We start from the raw sequence: 22913 nt of genomic DNA, 5'->3' as shown, positions 1-22913 counted from the left end.
TGCTCCTGAATCTTTCCTGTGGTGGGTGTGGCTGGTGGGCGGAGCCCCGCCGGGGCGGTCAGCTCGCGTCGACGAGGACCAGGGAGATCTTGCCCCGGTTGTCGATGTCGGCGATCTCGACCTCGAGCGCCTGGCCGACGGACACCTCGTCCTCGACCTTCTCGACCCGGCGGTCGCCGCCCAGGTTCGAGATGTGGATGAGACCGTCGCGGCCCGGCAGCAGGGAGATGAAGGCACCGAAGGCGGTGGTCTTCACCACCGTTCCCAGGTAGCGGTCGCCGACCTTCGGCAGCTGCGGGTTGGCGATCGAGTTGACCCGGTCCAGCGCCGCCTCGGAGGCCTTGCCGTCCGCGGCGGAGATGAAGACGGTGCCGTCGTCCTCGATGGAGATGTTCGCGCCGGTCTCCTCGGTGATCTGGTTGATCGTCTTGCCCTTCGGGCCGATGAGCTCACCGATCTTGTTCTGGGGGACGCTGACGGTGGTGATGCGCGGGGCGAACTCGCTCATCTCCTCCGGCCCGGAGACCGCCTCACCCATGGTGGACAGGATCTCCAGGCGGGCGCTGCGTGCCTGTGCCAGGGCAGAGACCAGGACATCGGTGGGGATGCCGTCGACCTTGGTGTCCAGCTGCAGGGCGGTGACGAAGTCGGCGGTGCCGGCGACCTTGAAGTCCATGTCTCCGAAGGCGTCCTCGGCACCGAGGATGTCGGTCAGGGTGACGTAGCTCTCCGAGCCGTCGACCTCACCGGTGACCAGGCCCATGGCGATACCCGCCACCGGTGCCTTCAGCGGCACACCGGCGTTGTACAGCGACAGGGTGGACGCACACACCGACCCCATCGACGTCGAACCGTTGGAGCTCAACGCCTCGGAGACCTGGCGGATGGCGTAGGGGAACTCCTCGCGGGACGGCAGCACCGGCACCAGGGCGCGCTCGGCGAGGGCGCCGTGGCCGATCTCACGCCGCTTCGGCGAGCCGACCCGGCCGGTCTCACCGGTGGAGTACGGCGGGAAGTTGTAGTGGTGGATGTAGCGCTTGGAGTCCACCGGGCTGAGGCTGTCGATGCTCTGCTCCATCTTGAGCATGTCCAGCGTGGTCACGCCCAGGATCTGGGTCTCGCCACGCTCGAAGAGCGCCGAACCGTGCGCACGCGGCACCAGGTCGATCATCACGCCGAGGTCGCGGATGGCCGTGGCGTCACGGCCGTCGATGCGGAAACCGTCGGTGAGGATGCGGTTACGCACCAGCTGACGGGTCACCTCGTTGTGGGCGTTGCGGATCTCGGAGGTGCGCCCCTCGAACTGCGCCTCCAGGGCCTCCACGGTGGCGGCCATGTCCTCGGAGAGCGCCTCGTCACGCTCGGCCTTGTCCGCGATGGACATGATGCCGGCCAGTTTGTCGGCGGACTCGGACTCGACGGCGGCGAAGACGTCCTCGCCGAAAGGCGGGAAGAGCTCGAAGGAGCGGGCCTGTGCGTCGACCGCGTCGGCCAGCGCAGCCTGGGCCCCGCAGAGCTCGGCGATGAACGGGCGGGCGGCGTCGATACCCTGGGCCACGACGGCCTCGGTCGGCGCCGGGGCGCCCTCGGCGACGCGCTCGACGACCGAGTCGGTCGCCCCGGCCTCGACCATCATGATGGCGACGTTCTCACCGGGGGCGGGCTTACGGCGGCTGCGGCCCTTACGGACCGGCTCGACGACGCGGCCGGCGACGACGAGCTCGAAGACGGCCCGGTCCTGCTGCTGACGGGTGGGGAAAGCGACCCACTGGCCCTCGGCGTGGTCCTCGTCGACCACCAGTGCCATGCGCACGCCACCGACGGGCCCGGAGACCGGCAGGCCGGAGAGCTGCGTGGAGGCCGAGGCGGCGTTGATGGCCACGACGTCGTACATGTCGTCCGGATCCATGGACATGACGGTGACGACGACCTGGACCTCGTTGCGGATCCCCTTGGCGAAGGTCGGTCGCAGCGGGCGGTCGATCAGGCGGCAGGCCAGGATCGCCTCGGTGCCGGGGCGGCCCTCACGACGGAAGAAGCTGCCGGGGATCCGACCCGCGGCGTACATGCGCTCCTCGACGTCGACGGTCAGCGGGAAGAAGTCGAGGTTCTCCTTCGGCTTCTTCGAGGCCGTGGTCGTGGACAGCATCATCGTGTCGTCGTCGAGGTAGGCGGTGACGGCGCCGTCCGCCTGGCGGGCCAGCAGCCCGGTCTCGAAGGAGACGGTGCGGGTACCGAAGTCACCGTTGTCGATGGTGGCGGTGGACTCCCAGATGCCCGACTCCGGGTCGATCAGCTCGGCCTTGTGGGTCGGCGCGACAGGAGTCTTGACGGCCGGCGCCTTCTTCTGCGGTGCCTTCTTCTGGGGCGCCTTCTTCTCTGCCGCGGCCTTCACGGGGGCCTTCGTGGCCTGGGTATTCTTCGCGGGTGCCTTCTTCGCCGCGGCCGTCTTCTTGGCGGGCGCCTTCTTCGCGGCGGTCTTCTTCGCCGGGGCCTTCTTCGTCGAGGCCTTCTTCGGCTGGGTGTCGTTCTCGTTCTGCGGGGTCACGTTGATGTGTATACCTTCTGCGTCTTTTTCTGTCCCTGTGCCGATCGTCGGTGCCGGCCTCGGGTTCGGTTTCTCATGCTCTGGACGATTACCGCAGATCATCCTACACCACTGCAGGCCGCGACCGCGCCCGGCAGTGCCGTGCACCCCCGGACACGACAAGACCCCGCGGGCCGTCGGTGACGGTCCACGGGGTCGGTGCCGGCGCTGTGCGGGCTCGTGCCTAGCGGCGCAGGCCCAGGCGCTCGATCAGGGAACGGTAGCGCTCGACGTTGTTCTCCTGGAGGTACTTCAGCAGCCTCTTGCGACGACCGACCAGCAGCAGCAGTCCGCGGCGGGAGTGGTGGTCGTGCTTGTGGAACTTGAGGTGCTCGGTCAGCTGACGGATACGCACCGTCATCAGCGCGACCTGCGCCTCCGGCGAGCCGGTGTCGGTCTCGTGGACGCCGAACTCCTTGAGGGTCTCGGCCTTCTGGTCCTTGGTCAGAGCCATGTGAATCTCCTGATGGTTGTTTCAGTCCGCGCGAATGAGGTGGACGCGCCACCCGGAGGCGACCGCCGTTGTGACTACCGCGAACCACAGTCACAGACCGGATGACATTATCATCCCCGCTCGCGGGGGACCAATCTGCGGGTCGCCTCCACGTCCCTGCCGATCGCCTCGACCAGCTCGTCGAGCCCGCTGTAGGTCTCCATCCCCCGGATACGGTCCACGAAACTCACGGTGACCTTGCGCCCGTACAGGTCCGCCTCGTGGTCCAGGACGAAGGCCTCGACGCTGCGGGTCTCGTCGCCGAAGGTGGGGTTGGTGCCCACCGATATCGCCGCGGGCAGGTGAACGTCCACCGGCATGTCACCGACGACGGCGCCGGCGGGGTCCTTGTGCGTCGGCAGGATCCTGAGGTCACCGGCGTACACGCCGTCCGCCGGCAGTGCCTGACTGTCCGGGAAGTACAGGTTGGCCGTAGGGAACCCCAGGGCCGCCCCACCCCGTCCTGCGCCGCGGGTGACGACCCCACGCACGGTGAAGTTTCGCCCGAGCGCACCGGCGGCCGCGGCGACGTCGCCGTGGGACAGTCGTTCACGGATCCAGGAGGAGCACACGGTGTGGCCGCCGTCCCCGTCGCCGTCACGCAGGAGACCGTGGACGACGACCTCGACGCCGTACCTCTCCCCCAGTTCCCTCATCGTCCCGGCGGTGCCGGAGGCCTGGCTTCCGAAGGTGAAGTTGTCCCCGATGACGACGACCTTCGCCTTGAACAGGTCGAGGATCACCCGCCGGAAGTACTCCTCCGGGCTCCACGAGATGATCTCGTCGTCGAAGGCGACGACCACCATGCCGTCGATGCCGTACCGTGCGGCACTGACCGCGCGCTGCTCCACGGTGGCCAGCAACGGAGGGACGCTCTTCGGCAGGAAGATCACCGTAGGGTGCGGATCGAAGGTCATCATCAGCGCCGGGACACCCAGGTCCCGCGCCCGGGTGACCGCGGTGTCGATCAGTGTCTGGTGTCCGCGGTGCACTCCGTCGAAGACACCGATCGTCACCACGCTTCCCTGGAGGTCCGAGGGAACCTCGTCCAGTCCGTTCCAGATATCCACGGACACCACACTACGACACTTCGCGGCGGCACCTAGACTGTGCTCCATGTCTGGAAGCAAAACGCCCGACGGGATCATCTCCCGCTCCGGTCTCGTGATCGTCGACAAGCCCGCCGGAATGACCAGTCACGACGTCGTCTCCCGGTGCCGTCGCATCTTCGGCACCCGACGGGTCGGCCACTCGGGCACGCTCGACCCGATGGCCACCGGCGTCCTGGTGGTGGGGGTCGAACGTGGCACGAAGTTCCTCGCGCACGTGGTGACCCACGACAAACGCTACGAGGCCACCGTCCGCTTCGGCTCCGCCACGTTGACCGACGACAGGGAGGGGGAGGTTCTCTCCCGTGCCTCCACCGCCGACATGGCGGCCCTCACCGACGAGCGGATCCGGGAGGCCTTCGACGCCCAGCGCGGCGAGATCATGCAGCGCCCCAGCAGTGTGAGCTCGATCAAGGTCAACGGACGCCGTGCCCACGAACTCGTCCGAGAAGGGGTGGACGTGGTGCTCCCGGAACGGCCGGTGACCGTACACGAGCTCACGGTCTCCGCGGTGCGGACCGTCACCGCGGACGACGGCGCAGATTCCGCCGCGGTGGTCGAGGCCGACATCAGTGTGCACTGCTCCTCCGGCACCTACATCCGTTCCATCGCACGGGACGTGGGCGGCGCACTGGGGGTCGGCGGGCACCTCACCGCGCTGCGCCGGACAAGCGCCGGGCCGTTCTCCGTGGACGCGGCACGGACCCTGGACGAGCTTTCCGCCGTGCGTGACGACACCGGCGCCGCCCCTTCCCTGACGATGTCCCTCGACGAGGCCATGTCCACCTGCTTCCCGGTCCGTGAGGTTTCCGGGGAGGACGGGGTGGCACTGTCACTCGGCAAGTGGCTCTCCCCCGCCGGAATCCCCGGGGTCCACGCCGCGGTGACCCCGGACGGTCGGGCGATCGCCCTGCTCGAGGAGAAGGGCCGCCGCGCGGCGAGTGTCTTCGTGGCCCGTCCGGCCGGGATGGACTGACCTCCGGGAGGCGCCGTGCACCCCCGTTCCGCAACCCCGGCCGGAGTGCACTACAATGCCAGAGTGTGAGACTGAGTCTCCCGACCAGTGAGACGCAGTGTGGCAGGGCGAGACCTGCCGGCCCGAATACCAGTAGGACTTCAAGAGAGGAACACATGGCAGAGAACGAGAACTCCCGCCAGATCCGGTGGAACGGTGGACTGCAGCAGGAAGCCGTCGACCTGCTCCGCACCCCGGGACACATCGTGGTCACCCCCACCAAGGTCGGCTACATCATCGCCACGAGTGACCGCGAGGGTCTCGAGCGCAAGTTCGCTGTCAAGCACCGCAAGCGCAACAAGCCCGGCGTGGTGCTGTGCGGCTCCATGGACCAGCTCCGCGAGCTCGCGCAGCTGACCCCGGAGATCGAGAAGTTCTACCAGACCTGCGTGGACCGCGACATCCTCATGGGCTGCATCCTGCCCTGGAAGGACGGCGCCCAGGAGAAGTACATGCCGGAGGGCGCCGGTGAGCTGGCCTCCGACACCCGCAACACCAGCTGCTTCGTGCTGAAGTTCGGCACCCCTGGCGAGAACATCGCCCGTGAGCTGTGGGAGAAGGACCGTCGCCTGGTGTTCGCCTCCTCGGCGAACCCGTCCGGCCAGGGCAACCGCGGTCTGATCGAGGGCATCGGCGACGAGATCGCCGGTGAAGCCGACCTGATCATCGAGGGCAACGACTACGTCGCCTCCATCCAGCCCGACAAGACCATCGACACCCGCTACGAGCAGGGTGTGATGGTCTCGATGGTCGACGACGAGGGCAACCTGGTCCCCGAGCAGAACGGCAAGCGCGGAATCACCCCGTGCCCCACCCTGATCCGCAAGGGCATCTACAACGACGAGATCGTCCTGATCCTCTCCGACCAGTTCAACTCCTGGGACTTCCGCCAGGGCGGGTACTACTGATCAGCCGGGGATCGCGCAGACGGTGACCACGAAGCCGTCGCGGATCACCCAGTGCCCCTCGATGGTGGCGACCGGACTCGGATGCGACAGCACCCGGGCATGCCAGCCTCCGCCGACCTCGTCGGCGGAGGTTCCGTCGTTCCGGGGGGTGACATCGAGGTGCAGTTCGACCTCGTCGAAGTCCAGGAACCTCCCCACCAGAGGGAACCAGGCCTTGTAGACCGCCTCCTTGGCACTGAACAGCACCGTACCCAGGGACCGTCCGGGCGCCCGCTGCGCGGCCCGCTGCAGTGACCGGCGCTCCACTGGGGAACTCACCGCGGACAACACGCCGTCGGGCAACGGTTGCGCGACCTCCACGTCCAGTCCGAGACTGCGCCACCGCTGCGTGCTGCCCACCAGGGCGACCCGCAGGCCCCGCGTGTGTGAGATGGTCCCGGTGACCGGCCCGGGGAACAGGGGCCGGCCCTTCTCCCCGCGCAGGATCGGCCCGTCCACCCCCAGCCCGCGCAGCGCCCGGTGGGCACACCAGCGGCCGTCCCCGAACTCCGCCTTGCGGGAGTCGACCGCCGAGTCGACGATCCTGCGTTCCTCGTCGTCGAGTTCCCGGTAGTGGGTCAGGTCGATGACACGGCCGGGGTGGTACTCCACCAGACCGGCGTCGGCGGGGATGAGGTCACGGGGAACCACCGGTTCCCGGTCGGTGTCCCCGAAGCCCACCGCGACATAGGGTGCTGAGATGATCATCCCGCTTCCTCTCCGGCTGGCTCGGTCAGCACCGGGTACGGCCAGAGGTTCCGTTCGCGGCGCTGGTCGAGGGTCCGCTCGCGCTCCCTCGGGTAGCCCAGCGAGACCTCGACGTGCCGGACACCGTCCACCTCGGTGACGACCGGGATGTGCAGGTGCCCGTAGATCACTGTCTCCGCACCGAAGCGCACCGGCCAGTCCTGCGTGTGCCGGCTCCCCGACCACAGCGCGACCTCCGGCAGCCGGAGCCGTGCGGTCACCTCCCGCACCAGCGGCCAGTGGTTGACCAGCACCGTCGGCCCCGACACCTTCGACAGTCGTCGCACAGTGTATCCCAGGCGGCGCTGGCACCAGAGGGGAACGTCGGTATAGGGGGCGATGGCGACCTGGTCGGTGAAGACCACCCCGTTGCCTTCAGCGTCCGCCAGGGCGCGCTCCACCGTGACGAGCGGGTCACGCCAGGAGTGGTCGTACAGCGTGAACATCGGCACGACGGTACGGCCGGCGAACCGCGGGTACGGGTCCTCCGGGGTGAGCACCCCCATCGACTGGCAGCCCTTGACCAGCTCCCCGTACTTGTCCTCGGCGTGGACGTCGTCGGAGTCGCGGGAGAACAGTTCGTGGTTGCCGGGAACCCAGATCACCTGGGCGAACCTCTCCGCCAGGGCGCGCAGCGTCTCCAGGATCGTGGAGGTGCGTTCCGCGACGTCGCCGGCCACGATAAGCCAGTCGCCGGGGTTCCCGGGACGGACGAGACGGTCGACGAGGTCACGGTTGCCCCGTGCCGCGACGTGGAGGTCGGAGACGGCCCACAACGTCCGCCGGCCCCCGGGCGTCGACGCGAACGCCGACTGCCCCGCGGTGGCGTCTGGTTTCTCCATACCCGTCATTTACGCCACTCTAGCCACATGGGCCACATCCGTCACGTCACGGCCTTTCCTCAGGCGCCGGTGCGTACCCACCGTCCACTCCGGTAGCGCCACACCACCGCACCCAGACGGATCACGATGAAGGCCAGCAGCCCGCACCACACACCAGTCAGACCCCAGCCGAAGACCCGGGACAACCAGACACCCGGCAGGAAACCGGCGAGAACCGAGACGATCGAGGCGGTGCGCAGGAAGGCCACGTCCCCCGCCCCCAGCAGCACCCCGTCGATGGCGAACACCACCCCGCCGAGACCGACCATCACCACCAGGATCCACCACGGACCCCACATCGTCGACAGCACCGCCTCATCGGAGGTGAACAGCCCCGGAATCACCACGGCACCGGCCGCCAGCACCGCGGACAGCAGCAGGCCGGCCCCCACCGAGAAACGCAGGACGCGACGTCCGACCTGCCAGGCCGCCCCGGCCGACGCCGAACCCAGCGCGGCGCCGACCAGTGTCTGGGCCGCCACCGCCACCGAGTCCAGTACCAGGGTGAGGAAGTTCCAGAGCTGCAGCATCACCTGGTGCGCGGCCAGTGAGGCGTCGCCCATCCGCCCGGCGACCGCCGCCGCGGACACGAAGGCGACCTGGAAACTCATCGAACGCAGGATGAGGTCACGTCCCATCGACAGTTGGGGCCGGATGACCGCCCAACTCGGCCGTACCGCGCGACCGTCGCCGACCCTGCGCCACGTCACCACGACCGCCACCACGAAACAGGACGCGATGATCGTCTCACCCAGCACATTGGCGTACGCCGAGCCGACGAGACCGTAGCGGTCCACCGCCCAGGGCACGGTGACGATCATCGGCACCACGCCGGCGAGGGTGAAGTAGAGCGGCGCACGGGTGTTGGCCACACCGCGCAACCAGCCGTTGCCCGCCATCGTCAACAGTGCCGGCACCACCGACAGAGACGTCACCCGCAGCCAGGTGGCGGCCTCCTCCGCGACCGCGGAACCGCCGTCACCCGAACCACCGGTCAACCAGCCGGTCACCGGAGTGGCGAAGACCGCCACCATCACCGCCAGGACACCGCCCACCGCGAGCGCCACCCACGACGCCTGGATCCCCTCGGCGACCGCACCCGGGGTGTCGCCGGCACCGTAACGCCGGGCCGCGCGGGCAGTCGTCCCGTAGGACAGGAAGGTCAGCTGCACGGTGACCTGCGCCAGCACGGTCGCCCCCGCAGCCAGTGCGGCCAGCTCGGTGGCGCCGAGTCTGCCGACCACCGCAGTGTCCCACAGCAGGTACACCGGGGTGGCCGCCAACACCGCGAGGGCGGGCCACGCCAGACCGAGGATGGTCCGGGTGTCCGCCCTCACTCCTGCGGGAGGGGCTGAACTCACTCCCCGGACTCGTCCGACGGCGCGCGGTACGGGTCCGCCTCACCGGCCGGGGTGGCGCCCTCGGCCTGCGCGCGGACGCGCGAGTCGATGTCCCGGGCCTTCGCCAGGAGCTCCTCCAGGTGCGCGGACGCCTCAGGCACGGTGTCCAGCTCGAAGCGCAGCGTCGGGGTGAAGCGCACCGAGAGCTGGTCTCCGACGATCTTGCGCAGCTGGCCACGGGCTCGGTGCAGGGCCTCCGCGGCGGCGTCGGTGTCCGGCTCCTCCTCCACGGTCCGGCCGCGGACGGTGTAGAACACCGTGGCGTCGTGCAGGTCGCCGGTGACCCGGCAGTCCGTCACGGTGACGAACTCCAGGCGCGGGTCCTTCACCTCGCGCTCGATCGCCGAGGCGACAATGGTCATGATGCGCTTGGCCATACGGGCGGCGCGGGCGTGGTCTGCCATCGGAGGCACCCCTTTTAGTGTCGGTGTCGGTCATGTGCCGGACTCGCCGGTCACCTTCTCGTCGCTGATTCTAGCCGCAGACATGACGGAACCCCGGTGCCGGGGGACGTCTCACTGCACGTCCCCCGCACACCGGGGTGTCCGGGCCGGTCAGGCCGGCCCTGCGGGCCGGGCCTGCCCCGCCGGTCTAGCTGTCCTTGCCGTCCTTCTTGACCTGGTCGCGCGGAACCTCGACCAGCTCGTAGGCCTGGATGATGTCCCCGACCTGGATGTCCGGGTAGGACAGGACCATGCCGCACTCGTAACCGTGGCTCACCTCGGTGACGTCGTCCTTCTCGCGACGCAGCGACTCGATGGTGGCCTTCTCCGCGACGACGTTGCCGTCGCGGACCAGGCGCACCTGCGCGTTGCGGCGCATCTTGCCGGTCTGCACCATCGTACCGGCGATGAGGCCGACTGCGGAGGCCTTGAACAGCTGGCGGATCTCGGCGGTACCGATCTCGCGCTCCTCGTACACCGGCTTGAGCATGCCCTTGAGTGCCTGCTCGACCTCGTCGATGGCGTCGTAGATGACCGAGTAGTAACGGATCTCGACACCCTCGGAGTTCGCGACCTCGGTGGCCTTGCCCTCCGCACGGACGTTGAAGCCGATGATGATCGCGTCGGAGGCGGCAGCCAGGTCGACGTTGGTCTGGGTGACTGCACCCACACCGCGGTCGATGATGTTCAGGCTGACCTCGTCGTCGACCTCGATCTGCAGCAGCGAATCCTCCAGCGCCTCGACCGTACCGGCGTTGTCGCCCTTGAGGATGAGGTTGAGCTGGCTGGTCTCCTTGAGCACCTTGTCCAGGTCCTCCAGGCTGATCCGCTTGCGGGACCGGGCCTGCATCGCGTTGCGGCGACGGGCGTTGCGCTGGTCGGCGATCTGCCGGGCGGTCCGGTCGTCGTCCACCGCGAGCAGGTTGTCACCCGCACCGGAGACACTGGTGAGGCCGAGGACCTGCACCGGCATGGACGGGCCGGCCTCCTTGACGTCGGCACCGTGCTCGTCGACCATGCGGCGCACACGACCGTGCGCGTCACCGACGACGATGGAGTCACCGACGCGCAGGGTACCGCGCTGGATGATGACGTTGGCCACCGGGCCACGACCGCGGTCCAGGTGGGCCTCGATGGCCACACCCTGTGCGGGCATGTCCGGGTTCGCGACGAGCTCCAGCGAGGCGTCGGCGGTGAGCACCACGGCCTCCAGGAGGCTCTCGATGTTCGTGCCCTGCTTCGCGGAGATGTCGACGAACATGGTGTCGCCGCCGTACTCCTCGGGGACCAGACCGTACTCGGTGAGCTGGCCACGGATCTTCTCCGGGGACGCGCCCTCCTTGTCGATCTTGTTCACCGCGACCACGACCGGCACATCGGCCGCCTTGGCGTGGTTGATGGCCTCCACGGTCTGTGGCATCACGCCGTCGTCCGCGGCAACCACCAGGATCGCGATGTCGGTGGCCTTGGCACCACGGGCACGCATGGCGGTGAACGCCTCGTGACCGGGGGTGTCGAGCAGCGTCAGCAGACGCTCCTCGTCGTGGACCTCCACCGGCACCTGGTACGCACCGATGTGCTGGGTGATGCCACCGGCCTCGCCACCTCCGACGTTGGTCTTGCGGATGGTGTCGAGCAGGCGGGTCTTGCCGTGGTCGACGTGACCCATGACCGTGACCACCGGCGGCCGGTGCTGCAGGTCCTCCTGGCTTCCGACGTCCTCGCCGAACTGCAGGTCGAAGGACTGCAGCAGTTCGCGGTCCTCGTCCTCCGGGGAGACGACCTCGACGTTGTAGGCCATCTCGTCGCCGAGCAGCTTCAGGGTGTCGTCCGGTACGGACGCGGTCGCGGTGACCATCTCACCGAGGTTGAACATCGCCTGGACCAGTGCGGCCGGATCGGCGTTGATCTTCTCGGCGAAGTCGGACAGCGACGCACCGCGGCGCAGGCGAATCTTGGCGCCCTTGCCGTTCGGCAGCTTCACGCCGCCGACGACACTCGGTGCCTGCATCGCCTCGTACTCGTTACGCTTCTGCCGCTTCGACTTACGTCCGCGACGCGGGGCGCCACCGGGACGACCGAAGGCACCCGCGGTACCGCCGCGACGACCGCCGCGACCACCGCGGGGTCCTCCCGGACCGCCGGCACCGGGACCGCCCTGGCCACCACGGCCGCGGCCGCCGCCGCCACCGGTGCTGGCCTTGGCCGGCATCTGCCCGGGGCTGGGGTGGCTGGGCATGGAAGCGGGGCTCGGACGACGTCCACCCGGCTTCGCCGCACCGGTGCCACCGGGGCGCGGGGCCGGACGGCCTGCGGAACCACCGGGGCGGGGCATGTCGGACTTGCCGCCCTGTCCGCCCTGTCCACCCTGCGGACGGGGCGTGGGACGCTCCGTGCCGGAGGAGAACGGGTTGTTGGCGACGCGGGGCGCGCGGCCACCGGGCTTGGGACCCGGCTTGGCACCCGGACGGGCCGCACCGGGCTTCGGGCCGGGCCGCGGGCCCGGCTTCGAGGACGGTGCGTCCTGCGGGGCGGGCTTGGCCGCCGGCTTAGCCGTACCCGGCTTCGGGCGGTCGCCCTGCGGCTTCGGGGACGCCGTGGGCGCGGTCGCGGACGACTTCCCCGCCTCCGGAGCCTCGTCCGCCGGGGTGGCGGGACGGGCGTCGGCGGGCGTGGCGGCGGACTTCGGGGCGGCACCTGGCTTCGCCGAGGTGGCGGGGCCGGGCTTGGTTGCACCGGGCTTCGCCGCACCCGGCTTGGCGCCACCGGGCTTCGGACCCGGCTTCGCTGCGCCGGGGGTGGCGGTGGAGGGCTCCGCCGACGCGGCGGCGGGGCGGGTCGCCTGGGCGGTCGGCTGACCGCTCAGGTCCGGGAGGGCGGCGTCGTCCTTCTTGGACTCCGTCGCCGCCCCGTAGTGGCTCTTCATCTTCTTGACGACCGGCGGTTCCACCGTCGAGGACGCCGACTTCACGAACTCACCCTGCTCCTTGAGCGTGGCGAGAAGTTCCTTGCTTGTCGTTCCGAGCTGTTTCGCCAGCTCATGGACACGTAGCTTTCCGGGCACTGCTCTCCTTCGTAATGGTGGAGTCGCAGGCCGGTCGCCCGTGGATCTCATTCCACGGCGACGCTACGTACGACTCCAGGTCAGTTGGACACTCATCGCTGATGCTGCTTCATCGTGCGCTCATCAGTAATCGGTTTCCTTTTCCTTCTCGGCCACCGGGCTGGTGGTCAGATGCGGTACCTCCCGCGACGTCGACGCCCCGCTCCCCCGGCTGTCACCGTGGTCACGGAGAAACTCCAGGACAGGAGTCGTGTCCGCCTCGAAAGGCACTTTCAGCGCCCGTGCAAAAGCACGACGCTGGACGGCGGTCTCGTACGCGCTGACCGTCGCGGTGATCCACGCACCACGGCCGGGCAGGCGCCGTCGGGGATCCGGGACGACACGAACCGACCCTGATCCCCCACCCGCGCCGGTCCTCTCGGCGACACAACGCAACAGCGCCGACGCCGGGTGGACCTGACGGGTGGCGATGCAGGTCCGCTGGGGACCCGCATCCGGCGAAGAGTCCGGAACACGGAAAGACATGCGTGTTCTCCTTCTCCTCGTCGTCAGACCGGTACACAGTCTAACGCGCCACGGGCCCGTGGGGCCAACCGCCCTGAACCCACGGCGTGGCGTCGGCGTCCGGCGCCCCTCTGACCAGCTGCACCACCCCTCATCCACCGGGGAACACCGGCACGCCGTGGCGGCACGGTGAATTACACCGGTGTCAGACCTGCGGCACCGCACCGTCGGAACCGGTGCTGTCAGCGGCGTCGGCAGTGTCGGCAGTGTCGGCGGAGTCGGCGGGGTGGTCGTCCGGGTCGGACTCCGGACGGATGTCGATCTTCCAGCCCGTCAGACGTGCGGCCAGGCGGGCGTTCTGCCCCTCCTTGCCGATCGCCAGGGACAGCTGGTGGTCCGGCACGATGGCCCGGGCGATCTGCAGGTCGTGGTCGGTGACGTCGACCCGCACGACCTTCGCCGGGGCGAGGGCGTTGCCCACGTACACCGCCGGGCTCTCGGAGTGGTCGACGATGTCGATCTTCTCCCCTGACAGCGCCTCCATGATGGCGGTCACGCGCTGGCCGCGCGGGCCGATGCAGGCACCCTTGGCGTTGAGCCCGTTGACCGTGGAAGTCACCGCGATCTTCGAACGGTGACCCGCCTCCCGGGCGATGGCGGTGATGTCCACCGACCCGTCGGCGACCTCAGGGACCTCCAGCGCGAAGAGTCCCCGCACCAGTTCAGGGTGGGTCCTCGACAGCAGGATCTGCACACCGCGCTGGCCACGGTTCACCGCGGTCACGAAGCATTTCACCCGGTCGCCGTGCTCCAGCTTCTCGCCGGGCATGTGCTCGGCGGCGAGGATCAGCCCGTCCTGCCCGTCCGCCTCGGTGCCGAGGTGTACCACGGTGATGCCGCGTTCATTGGCCCGCGCGTCACGGTTCACCACACCCGAGACCACCGTGCCCTCCAGGTCCGCGTACTTCGTGTACGAGGAGTCCGCCCTGGCGATGTTGATCTGCCCGCGGATCGCGTCACGCACGGCCTTGGCCGCCGCACGACCGAAGTCCTCGGGGGTGTCGTCGAACTCCCCGGTGGTGTTGCCGTCCTCGTCCTTCTCCAGTCGAAGGACGGTGACCGTGCCGTCGGTGCGGTCGATCTCCACACGGGCGGGCCCGTCCACCTTCGTCAGCTCCCGGTAGGAGTCCAGCAGGGCTGCGGAGATCGCGCCGAGCAGGGCGCTGCGGCGCACGTGCTCGATGTTCTCCAGGGCGGTCAGGGCACTCAGGTCAATTTTCACTTGTCGTCCTTCTGCGCGTACAGCGCACGGTACTTCTCGGGATCAAGGCCCACCAGGTCACGTTGATCGGCCGGGGGCTCGGAAAACTCAACTTCTACCAAAGCCCCCGCCACCGAAGCCAATCCGTGGGGCTCGACCTGCGGCGCGTCCTTCTTCCGCTCGCCCGGCCGGATCAGCCAGACCGCCGCCCCGTCGCCACTCCCGTCGACAGCGGCGATGCGGGCGGTCGTTCCCCCGACGGAGACCAGCCGGCCGGTGTTGCGGCGGAAGTGCCGGAGCTCGGTCAGCGGGGTGTCCAACCCGGGGGTGGTCACCTCGAAGGTGTATCCGGGGCCGAAATTCAATACCCCGGAGGACTCCCGGGCGTCGAACTCCGCGGAGACCGCCTTGCTGAGTTCCTCCAGCTGGTCGAGGTCCGGCCGGACGTCGGCGTCGACGGCGACCCGTACGGCCGACTTCGCCCCCGCCCTGGTCACGGTGATGGATTCGAGGTCGAGGCCGAGTGCCCCGGCCAGCGGGCCGACCACCTCGGCAAGGTCCTGTTCAGAAGGGAAAGCCATGCCGTGAACCCTATCACCGACCCGGGATGGCACTATGGGACCGTGCACGTCTCCTCAGCCACCCCCGCCACCGCCGCCGCACCTGTCCCCGACCGGCACCTGCCCCGGCAGACGCCGTCCCGACGTCTCCCGGGGCGGCGGGTCGTCGCCGTCGGTGCGGCGCTCGCCGTCGCCGCCGGGGCCCTCACCGCCTGTTCCTCCGAACCTCCACGGCCCGATGAGAGCCTGGAGTCGCTGGTCCAGCAGCTCGACGCCCTCGACGGCACACCCGTGGCAGGGGGAACCGGCATCTTCTCCGACCAGGCCGAGGCTCTCAACGAGGAGATCGTCCGGCAGTGCGGCACCGACCGGGACGGACAGCCACCCGAGGACTGTGCGGTCCGTCCGCTGGAGGCCCTCGCGGAGGCCCCTGCGGTCGACGACGTCCGTGCGATGATGCTGCAGCTCATCGCCGGCGACGACGCCGACAGCGACTCCGCCCCCGACGGCGACGCCGAACGCGACAGGGCCGTCCTGCTCACCGGCCTGCACGCCGCACTGGCCACACTCGACGACCGGGCCGCGGGCGGACCCGCGATCGACGACGAGATGATCGAGGCAGGCTACTCCGCCGGATCAGACGGAGATGACGGAAAGGACGGGGACAGCGGCGTCTCCGGGGAGACCGCCGACGCGCTGGCCCCGGTCACCGAACTGGTCAACCAGGCGGTGTACCTCTCCGGCGTGGTGATGCCCGTCGCCGGGGCGAACCGGGGCACCGTGACCACCGTCAGTACCCGGATGCGTACCATCCGCGACACCGTGACACCGGCCTCCGGCGTCGCCGCCGAGGCAGGCTACAGCACGCCGGACGGATTCACCCGCCCCACCGACGCCTCCTCGGCGGCGGCGACCCTGCTGGACGCCGTCCACGCGGTCACCGTCTCCCTGCGCCGGGCCGTGGACGAGGTCAGTGAGGGGGACAGGGCGTTGACGGCCATGCTCTGCGCGGTGTCCGCCCGGTCCGAGGCAGCCCTGGAGGACGCCCTCGGCGAGGACCCGTCGGAGGTCAGCGTCCGGGGCGAGTAGCCCGGGAACGGAGCCTCCCGTTCGAAGCGGAAGGGCCCGCCGGTTGTCCCGGCAGGCCCTTCTGTCGTTCTGCTTCTTCTTGTCCGGTATGCGCCGTGCCCTGGTGCGCAGCTTCAGGTGCTCCTGCAGCTGCTCCGGGGACATCCTCCAGCTCTGTGCACCGTGGGCGGTGGACCGAGCGTCACGGACCCGACGCTTCTTCGCGTGCCCCGAGTTTCTCACCTCCCGCGTCATGGCCACGGGCGGCCGCTGTTCTCCGGGACCGCCCTGCTTCCGCGAGGCAGACTAGCACAGACGCGGCCCGTCGGGTCAGCGTGAACGGCGTTCCAGGAACAGCTCCACGGCGGTGTTGTAGGCGATGTTGTCGACGTCACCGGTCAACCGGTTGCGCAGCTCGACGGTGCCGTCGGCGAAACCACGGCCGACGACGAACACCAGGGGGACGCCCAGAAGTTCGGCGTCCTTGAACTTCACTCCCGGGCTCACCTTCGGACGGTCGTCGTAGAGCACCTCCAGGCCGGCGTCGGACAGCCGGTGGGCGAGGTTCTCCGCGGCCTCACCGGCGGCGGCGTCCTTGTTCGCGATGACCACGTGGACGTCGTAGGGGGCGACCTCGCTGGGCCAGCGCAGGCCCTTCTCGTCGTGCATCTGCTCGGCGAGCACGGCGATGAGCCGGGAGACACCCAGGCCGTAGGACCCCATGGTCGGCACCGAGCGCTTGCCGTTGACGTCGAGGATCTGCATGTCGAAGGCTTCGGTGTACTTGCGGCCGAGCTGGAAGATGTGGCCGATCTCGATGCCCCGCTCGAGGGTGAGCGTGCCCATCCCGTCGGGGGCGGCGTCGCCCTCACGGACCGTGGCGGCCTCGATGTACCCGTCGGGGGTGAAGTCCCGGCCCGCCACCATGTTCACCACGTGGTGGTTCGCCTTGTCCGCCCCGGTGATCCAGGACGTGCCGGTGACCACGCGCGGGTCGGCCAGCACACGCACGCCGTTGTCCGCCAGCCCCTTCGGCCCGACGTACCCCTTGACCAGGAACGGATGCGCCTCGAAGTCCTTGTCCTCGGCGAGCTCCACCGTCGCCGGCTCCAGGGAGGCCTCGAGCCGCTTCATGTCGGCGTCGCGGTCACCGGGCAGCAGCACACCGGTGAGCTCCGGCTCGCCGCCGGGCTCGGTGACCTTGACCAGCAGGCACTTGAGCGTGTCGGTGAGCTCGACGGGTCGGCCGTCCACGGTGACGCCCTCGGACCGGGCCCACTCGACGAGGGTGTCCATCGTCGGTGCGTCGGGCGTCCGGTGGACCGTCGCCTCCGGGAGCCCCTCCACCGGACGGGGGTCCGGGTGCGGGGTGACGACGGCCTCGACGTTCGCGGCGTAGTCGCCGTCGGTGGCTCGCACGAAGGTGTCCTCGCCGTTCGGGGAGACCGCCAGGAACTCCTCGGAGGCCGAACCTCCCATCGCCCCGGAGGTGGCCGCGCAGATCGCGTACTCCACACCCAGCCGGTCGAAGATGGCCTGGTAAGCGCGCCGGTGCGCCTGGTATGCCTCCTCCAGACCTTCGTCGTCCATGGTGAAGGAGTAGGAGTCCTTCATGATGAATTCACGGCCGCGCAGGATGCCGGCACGCGGACGTTCCTCGTCACGGTACTTCGTCTGGATCTGGAAGAGGGTGACCGGGAAGTCCTTGTAGGAGTTGTACTCCCCCTTCACCAGGGAGGTGAACAGCTCCTCGTGGGTCGGGCCGAGGAGGTAGTCCTGCCCCTTGCGGTCCTTGAGACGGAAGAGTGCGTCGCCGTACTCGGTCCAGCGTCCCGTCGTCTCGTAGGGTTCGCGCGGCAGCAGCGCCGGCAGGCTGATCTCCTGGGCGCCGATCGCCCCCATCTCCTCCCGGACGACCTTCTCCACGTTGCGCAGGACGCGCAGACCCAGCGGCAGCCACGAGTACACGCCCGGAGCGGTACGTCGGACATATCCCGCACGGACGAGGAGCTTGTGGCTGGGGACCTCCGCGTCGGCGGGATCATCGCGCAGGGTACGCAGGAAAAGAGATGACATCCGGGTGATCATGACCGGTACTCTAGTTCAAAGCTCCCTGTGCGTATCGCTAGGGTGTAGCGCATGTTTATCCTGCTCCCCCCGTCGGAAACCAAGGCGTCGGGTGGCGACGGCCCCGCACTGGACATCGGGGCCCTCTCCTTCCCCTCACTGACCGAGATCCGCCGCCGGAACGTCCGGGACCTCAGTGCACTTCATCCCGGTGAAGCACTGCAGGTCCTCGGCATCTCCGAGAAACTGCGCGGAGACGCCGAGGCGAACACCCGCCTGCTGGAGGCACCGACCCTCCCGGCGGTGCAGCGCTACACCGGCGTGTTGTACGACGCCCTCGACGTGGCCACCCTGGCACCCTCGGCGCGGGCCCGACTGGGGGTGGGGTCGGCCCTGTTCGGCCTGCTGGCCGCCGACGACCCGGTCCCCCACTACCGGCTGTCCGCCGGCACGAAGCTCCCCTACGCCGGGGAGACCGGCGGTCGGGCACCCACGATGAAGGCCCGCTGGGGTTCGGCGGTGACCGAGGCTCTCAGGCAGGTCCCCGGCACGGTCGTGGACCTGCGCTCGGGTGGTTACCAGCAGCTCGGCCGGCTGCCCGGGGCGGTGACCGTGCGGGTCGAGTCGGTGCGGGAGGACGGTTCGCGCAAGGTCGTCAGCCACTTCAACAAGCACTACAAGGGCCTGCTGGCCCGTGAACTGGCCTCGTCCGACACCGACCTGTCGACCCCGGGGGACGTGGAGGGCGTCGCCGCGATCGCACGGCACGCCGGCATGACCGTGGAGGTCAACGACCCGGACGGGCCCGGGCGCCCGAAGGACTCCCTCACCCTGGTCGTCTGAGGGGCTCGCCGTAGACGTCGCACGGCCCCGAAATTCTCAATTTCTCAAACACCACCAGATTCTCAAATTCTCAAATGACGGGGTGGACGTCGCTAGACTGCAGGGCATGACCAACCCCTTCCGCCCCACCTTCGGCGCCTCGCCCCACTACTGGGCCGGCCGGCGGATCATCCTCGACGACTACGCCGAGGCACTGGCCTCCGGTCCGGGAGCCGCGGCACGCACCCTGGTGATCACCGGGTCCCGCGGGATCGGCAAGACCGTCCTGCTCAACGAGCTCGAGGACATCGCCGCCACCCGCGGGTGGGTCGTCCTGCGCGCCTCCGCCCGCGGCGACATCGTCACCGAACTCATCGACTCCACCGTCCCCGCGAAGATACGGGAACTCGACCCCGGCACCACCCGCCGGATCACCGGGGTGGGGATCACCGGCCTGGGGTCGGTGCACACCTCACTCACCGGCCCCGACGAGCACGACCGGCCACGGCCTACCCTGGAGTCTCGGCTGCGCGACCTGCTGGCACTGGTGCCCGGGACCGGAGTGCTCGTCACCGTCGACGAGATCCAGGACGCCGACCGCGAGGCCCTCAGCAGGCTCGCCGCGACGTACCAGAACCTCATCCGCGACGACCTCGAGGTCTCCCTGGCGATGGCGGGGCTCACCCACGGCGTGGAGACGCTGCTCAATCTGCCCGGGACGACGTTCATGCGCCGGGCGCACCGCTACGACCTGGGGCCTCTCACCGACGCCGACGCCGCCGACGTGCTGGCCACCTCCTCGGCCGACTCCGGCCTGGCCTTCGACTCCCCGGCCCTCGCAGCCGCGGTGGACCTCGCCGCAGGCTACCCCTATCTCGTCCAGCTCGTCGGGTCACTGGCCTGGAACGCCGCACGCAGGAAGGGGGCCGGGACCATCTCGACACCGTCGGTCGAGGCGGTCCGGCAGGAGGCGGTCGCCACGATGGGAACCCAGGTCCACCACCCGTCCCTCAAGGGGGTGCCCACGGTCCAGCGCGAGTACCTCGAGGCCATGGCCGTCCTGGCGGCGCAGACGGACGACGCCCGGGACGGTCCCGTGGCCACGGCGGCGATCGCCGAGCGCCTCGGCAAGACCCAGCGTGCCGCGAGCGACCCGCGGGCGAAACTGATCGACCGCGACCTGATCACGCCCGCGGGATGGGGCAAGGTCCGGTTCACCCTGCCCTACCTGGGTCACTGGCTGCGCGGCAGCGGGACGGTGCGGCGGGTCAACTGAGCGTGCCGGGCGCACCGGCACCGCCGGCGCCGTGTGTCCCCGCGATCCGCCGGGCGGCGGCGTCACCGACGACGATGATCGCCGGCGAGCCCAGCCCCTCACGCTCGATGGTCTCGCCGAGGGTGGCCAGTGTCGCCGCCGTGACCCGCTGCCGCGGGGTGGAGGCGTGTTCGACGACGACCGCCGGAGTCTCCCCGTCCCTGCCACGGCGGATGAGTTCGGCGGCGATGGCGCCGGCGTTGCGCATCGCCATGATGAGCACGAGGGTGCCTGTCAGCCCGGCGACGGCGGACCAGTTCACCAGTGACTTCCCGTGGTCCGGGGGGACGTGCCCGGACACCACGGTGACGTCGTGGTTCAGGCCACGGTGGGTCAGGGAGATCCCCGCCGCCGCCGGGGCGGAGGTCACCGAGGTCACCCCCGGGATCACCCGCACCGGGACGCCCGCGTCCACACAGGCCCGGACCTCCTCGTGGCCGCGGCCGAAAATGTAGGCGTCGCCGCCCTTGAGCCTGACCACGCGCCGACCCGCCTTCGCGTGGTCGATCATCAGCGCGTTGATCCGGTCCTGCGGCACCTGGGTGGAGTACGGGAGTTTGGCGACGTCGATGACCTCCGCGCCGCGTGCGGCCGCCTCCTCGGCGAGCGAGACCGCACCCAGGTGGTCGGTGAGGACGACGTCCGCCTCCTGCACCGCCCGGGTGCCGGCGACGGTGACGAGCCCGGCGTCACCCGGCCCGCCACCGACGAGGGTGACGCTGCCGGTGCCGGACGGGGCGGGGTCCTCGGATCCCGGTGTCCCGGATGTCCCGGGTGCCCCGGCCGTCCCGCGGCGGTCGTCGACGGGAAGCCCCCGCGCCCGGGCCCACTCGAGCGCCCGGTCGGCGTCCTCCGGGGCGGTGCCGGCGGGAACGCGCACCAGCGCGACCCGAGTCTCCGGGGGCACGGAACCGGTCACCGGCACCGCCCCACTGTCACGGAGCAGTTCGGCGGTGACGTCGGCGTGCGGGCCGTCCACGACGAACACCGGCACACCGGTCAACTGGAGACTCATCGGCGCTGCGGTCCGGTCCCTGCTACTGCCCGAGCTTCAGGGTCTTCTGGCTGCGCTCCCACTGCTCGTTGAACAGCGCGGTGTCCTTGGAGATGCGGGTGCCGTAGGAGGGGATCATCTCCTTGAGCTTCGGGGCCCAGTCCGCCATGCGGTTGCCGAAGCAGCGCTCCAGCACCTCGATCATCGCCGAGGGGGCGATGGACGCTCCCGGGGACGCACCCATGAGACCGGCGATGGTGCCGTCACCGGAGTTGACCAGTGCGGTACCGAACTCCAGCGAACCGAACTTCGGGGCACCGATCGGCTTGATCACCTGGACGCGCTGCCCGGCGGTGACCAGCTCCCAGTCGTCACCGTTGACGTCGGGCATGTACTCGCGCAGGGACTCCACACGGGCCGCCTGGTCCTTGAGGACCTCCTCGACCAGGTACTTGGTCAGGCCCATCTCCTGGACGGCCACACCGAGGTAGGACGGGATGTTGCCGGGGCGCAGCGACTTGAACAGGTCCAGGAAGGTGCCGTTCTTCAGGAACTTCGGGGTCCAGCCGGCGTACGGGCCGAACAGCAGGCCCTTCTTGCCGTCGATGATGCGGGTGTCCAGGTGCGGCACCGACATGGGCGGGGCACCCTTGGCCGCCTTGCCGTAGACCTTGGCGGAGTGCTTCTCGATGAGCTCCTCGTTGGTGCAGCGCAGCCACTCGCCGGAGATCGGGAAACCGGCGTAGCCGCGGATCTCCGGGATACCGGCCTTCTGCAGCAGCGGCAGTGCCATTCCGCCGGCGCCGACGAACACGAAGTTCGCGCGCACCGTGGAGGTGTCGCCGTTGTGCAGGTTCTTCACCGCCACCTTCCAGCCGGCACCGTCGCGGGTGATGTTGGTGACCTCGTTGCCGTAACGGACCTCGACTCCCTCGGCGGTGACGGCGTCCAGGTACTGACGGGTCAGCGCACCGTAGTTGATGTCGGTTCCCACGTCGGTCCAGGAGATCGCGACCGGCTCGGAGAAGTCACGGCCCTCAGCCATCAGCGGGAGCTTCTCGCTGAAGACGTCCTCGGAGTCGGTGTACTGCATGTCCGGGAACAGCGGGTTGTCCTTCAGCGCCTCGTAGCGGGCCTTGATGTAGTCGACCTGGGCGGTGCCGTGGCCGAAGGACATGTGCGGGGTGCGGTTGATCCACTCGCTGGGCTCGCCCAGGGTGCCGTTCTCCACGAGGTAGGACCAGAACTGGCGGGAGGCCTGGAACTTCTCGTTGATGCCGACAGCCTTGGAGATGTCGATCTTGCCGTTGACCTCGGGCGTGTAGTTGAGCTCGCACAGGGCCGAGTGGCCGGTGCCGGCGTTGTTCCACGGCGAGGAGGACTCCGCCCCGGGGACGTCCATACGCTCGATGATCAGCTGGCTCCAGTCGGGCTGGAGCTGGCGCAGCATCACGGACAGGGTGGTGGAGATGACACCGGCGCCGATGAGGGCGACGTCGACGTGATCATTCTGGGAAGGTGACACGTTAAGCTCAATCCTTTTCATCGCTGCTTGTTCGCCGCAGCCGGTGGCTGTCCGGGCACTGCCGTAGGCCACACGCGGCGTCCACAATGGTGCGATGATACGTGCCCCGGC

At 69.5% G+C, this 22913-nt stretch carries 19 protein-coding genes and 1 pseudogene; 5 read left to right on the top strand and 15 right to left on the bottom strand.

Translation table 11 applies throughout. The features are described from left to right. Positions 1-58: 58 nt before the first annotated feature. The 3 genes from Q0A34_RS13045 to Q0A34_RS13035 form a co-directional block, all read right to left on the bottom strand. Positions 59-2296, bottom strand: coding sequence for a polyribonucleotide nucleotidyltransferase (locus Q0A34_RS13045; protein WP_291480439.1), 2238 nt, complete (start codon positions 2294-2296; stop codon positions 59-61). Between the two features lie 475 nt (positions 2297-2771). Next, complete coding sequence (gene rpsO / locus Q0A34_RS13040; RefSeq protein WP_038548233.1) at positions 2772-3041, bottom strand: 30S ribosomal protein S15; 270 nt, start codon at positions 3039-3041, stop codon at positions 2772-2774. Positions 3042-3151: 110 nt separating this feature from the next. Then, positions 3152-4198 (bottom strand): bifunctional riboflavin kinase/FAD synthetase, encoded by a 1047-nt coding sequence (locus Q0A34_RS13035; protein WP_291480426.1) that lies wholly within the window; start codon positions 4196-4198, stop codon positions 3152-3154. Between Q0A34_RS13035 and truB the strand changes: the two genes are divergently transcribed. Together truB and Q0A34_RS13025 are read left to right on the top strand one after the other, a co-directional pair. Next, positions 4197-5165 (top strand): tRNA pseudouridine(55) synthase TruB, encoded by a 969-nt coding sequence (truB, locus tag Q0A34_RS13030; RefSeq protein WP_291480425.1) that lies wholly within the window; start codon positions 4197-4199, stop codon positions 5163-5165. The genes Q0A34_RS13035 and truB overlap by 2 nt on opposite strands. A 155-nt stretch (positions 5166-5320) precedes the next feature. Then, positions 5321-6112: a Sua5/YciO/YrdC/YwlC family protein gene (locus Q0A34_RS13025; protein WP_291480424.1), complete on the top strand. Its 792-nt coding sequence runs from the start codon at positions 5321-5323 to the stop codon at positions 6110-6112. Here the strand turns inward: Q0A34_RS13025 and Q0A34_RS13020 are convergent, their stop codons facing one another. The 8 genes from Q0A34_RS13020 to rimP form a co-directional block, all read right to left on the bottom strand. Continuing rightward, the gene (locus Q0A34_RS13020) at positions 6113-6859 is read right to left on the bottom strand and encodes a 4'-phosphopantetheinyl transferase superfamily protein (RefSeq protein WP_291480423.1); all 747 of its coding nucleotides are present in this window, start codon (positions 6857-6859) and stop codon (positions 6113-6115) included. It lies immediately after the preceding gene. Continuing rightward, on the bottom strand, positions 6856-7740 hold the full coding sequence (locus Q0A34_RS13015; protein WP_291480438.1) for a metallophosphoesterase: 885 nt from the start codon (positions 7738-7740) through the stop codon (positions 6856-6858). The genes Q0A34_RS13020 and Q0A34_RS13015 overlap by 4 nt, the downstream gene beginning before the upstream one ends. A gap of 59 nt (positions 7741-7799) precedes the next feature. Then, positions 7800-9140 carry an MATE family efflux transporter gene (locus Q0A34_RS13010; protein WP_291480422.1) on the bottom strand — a complete coding sequence of 447 codons (1341 nt, stop codon included), beginning with the start codon at positions 9138-9140 and terminating at the stop codon, positions 7800-7802. Then, the gene (rbfA, locus tag Q0A34_RS13005) at positions 9137-9583 is read right to left on the bottom strand and encodes a 30S ribosome-binding factor RbfA (protein WP_291480421.1); all 447 of its coding nucleotides are present in this window, start codon (positions 9581-9583) and stop codon (positions 9137-9139) included. Before rbfA ends, Q0A34_RS13010 begins: the two co-directional genes overlap by 4 nt. 187 nt (positions 9584-9770) lie before the next feature. Next, on the bottom strand, positions 9771-12686 hold the full coding sequence (infB, locus tag Q0A34_RS13000) for a translation initiation factor IF-2 (RefSeq protein ID WP_291480420.1): 2916 nt from the start codon (positions 12684-12686) through the stop codon (positions 9771-9773). A 123-nt stretch (positions 12687-12809) separates the two neighbouring features. After that, a complete protein-coding gene (locus tag Q0A34_RS12995; protein WP_291480419.1) occupies positions 12810-13211 on the bottom strand; it encodes a YlxR family protein in 402 nt (133 codons plus the stop codon). Positions 13212-13395: 184 nt separating this feature from the next. After that, positions 13396-14472 (bottom strand): transcription termination factor NusA, encoded by a 1077-nt coding sequence (gene nusA / locus Q0A34_RS12990; protein ID WP_291480418.1) that lies wholly within the window; start codon positions 14470-14472, stop codon positions 13396-13398. Next, on the bottom strand, positions 14469-15032 hold the full coding sequence (gene rimP / locus Q0A34_RS12985) for a ribosome maturation factor RimP (protein ID WP_291480417.1): 564 nt from the start codon (positions 15030-15032) through the stop codon (positions 14469-14471). Before rimP ends, nusA begins: the two co-directional genes overlap by 4 nt. Before the next feature lie 42 nt (positions 15033-15074). On the opposite strand from rimP, the gene Q0A34_RS12980 reads away from it, so the two are divergent. Beyond that, positions 15075-16100, top strand: a complete 1026-nt coding sequence (locus tag Q0A34_RS12980; RefSeq protein WP_291480416.1) for a hypothetical protein — start codon at positions 15075-15077, stop codon at positions 16098-16100. Positions 16101-16133: 33 nt separating this feature from the next. On the opposite strand, the pseudogene Q0A34_RS12975 reads toward Q0A34_RS12980, so the two are convergent. Both Q0A34_RS12975 and Q0A34_RS12970 read right to left on the bottom strand, forming a co-directional pair. Beyond that, a pseudogene (locus tag Q0A34_RS12975) lies at positions 16134-16244 on the bottom strand (DEAD/DEAH box helicase); the annotation flags it as partial. A 165-nt stretch (positions 16245-16409) separates the two neighbouring features. Beyond that, on the bottom strand, positions 16410-18167 hold the full coding sequence (locus Q0A34_RS12970) for a proline--tRNA ligase (RefSeq protein WP_291480415.1): 1758 nt from the start codon (positions 18165-18167) through the stop codon (positions 16410-16412). 51 nt (positions 18168-18218) lie between these two features. Here Q0A34_RS12970 and yaaA point away from each other — a divergent pair, with 51 nt between their 5' ends. Continuing rightward, a complete protein-coding gene (gene yaaA / locus Q0A34_RS12965; protein ID WP_291480414.1) occupies positions 18219-18989 on the top strand; it encodes a peroxide stress protein YaaA in 771 nt (256 codons plus the stop codon). A 106-nt stretch (positions 18990-19095) separates the two neighbouring features. After that, positions 19096-20244 carry an ATP-binding protein gene (locus tag Q0A34_RS12960; RefSeq protein ID WP_291480413.1) on the top strand — a complete coding sequence of 383 codons (1149 nt, stop codon included), beginning with the start codon at positions 19096-19098 and terminating at the stop codon, positions 20242-20244. Here the strand turns inward: Q0A34_RS12960 and cobA are convergent. Both cobA and mqo read right to left on the bottom strand, forming a co-directional pair. Then, complete coding sequence (gene cobA / locus Q0A34_RS12955; RefSeq protein ID WP_291480412.1) at positions 20237-21298, bottom strand: uroporphyrinogen-III C-methyltransferase; 1062 nt, start codon at positions 21296-21298, stop codon at positions 20237-20239. The two genes, Q0A34_RS12960 and cobA, sit on opposite strands and share 8 nt — an antisense overlap. 22 nt (positions 21299-21320) lie before the next feature. Continuing rightward, a complete protein-coding gene (gene mqo / locus Q0A34_RS12950) occupies positions 21321-22823 on the bottom strand; it encodes a malate dehydrogenase (quinone) (protein WP_291480411.1) in 1503 nt (500 codons plus the stop codon). Positions 22824-22913: the final 90 nt, after the last annotated feature.

The sequence above is a fragment of the Corynebacterium sp. genome (assembly GCF_022712195.1).
Taxonomy (GTDB): Bacteria; Actinomycetota; Actinomycetes; order Mycobacteriales; family Mycobacteriaceae; genus Corynebacterium.
The sequence above is the reverse complement of the archived record's forward strand: the minus strand, read 5'-3'. Positions and strand labels throughout refer to the sequence as shown.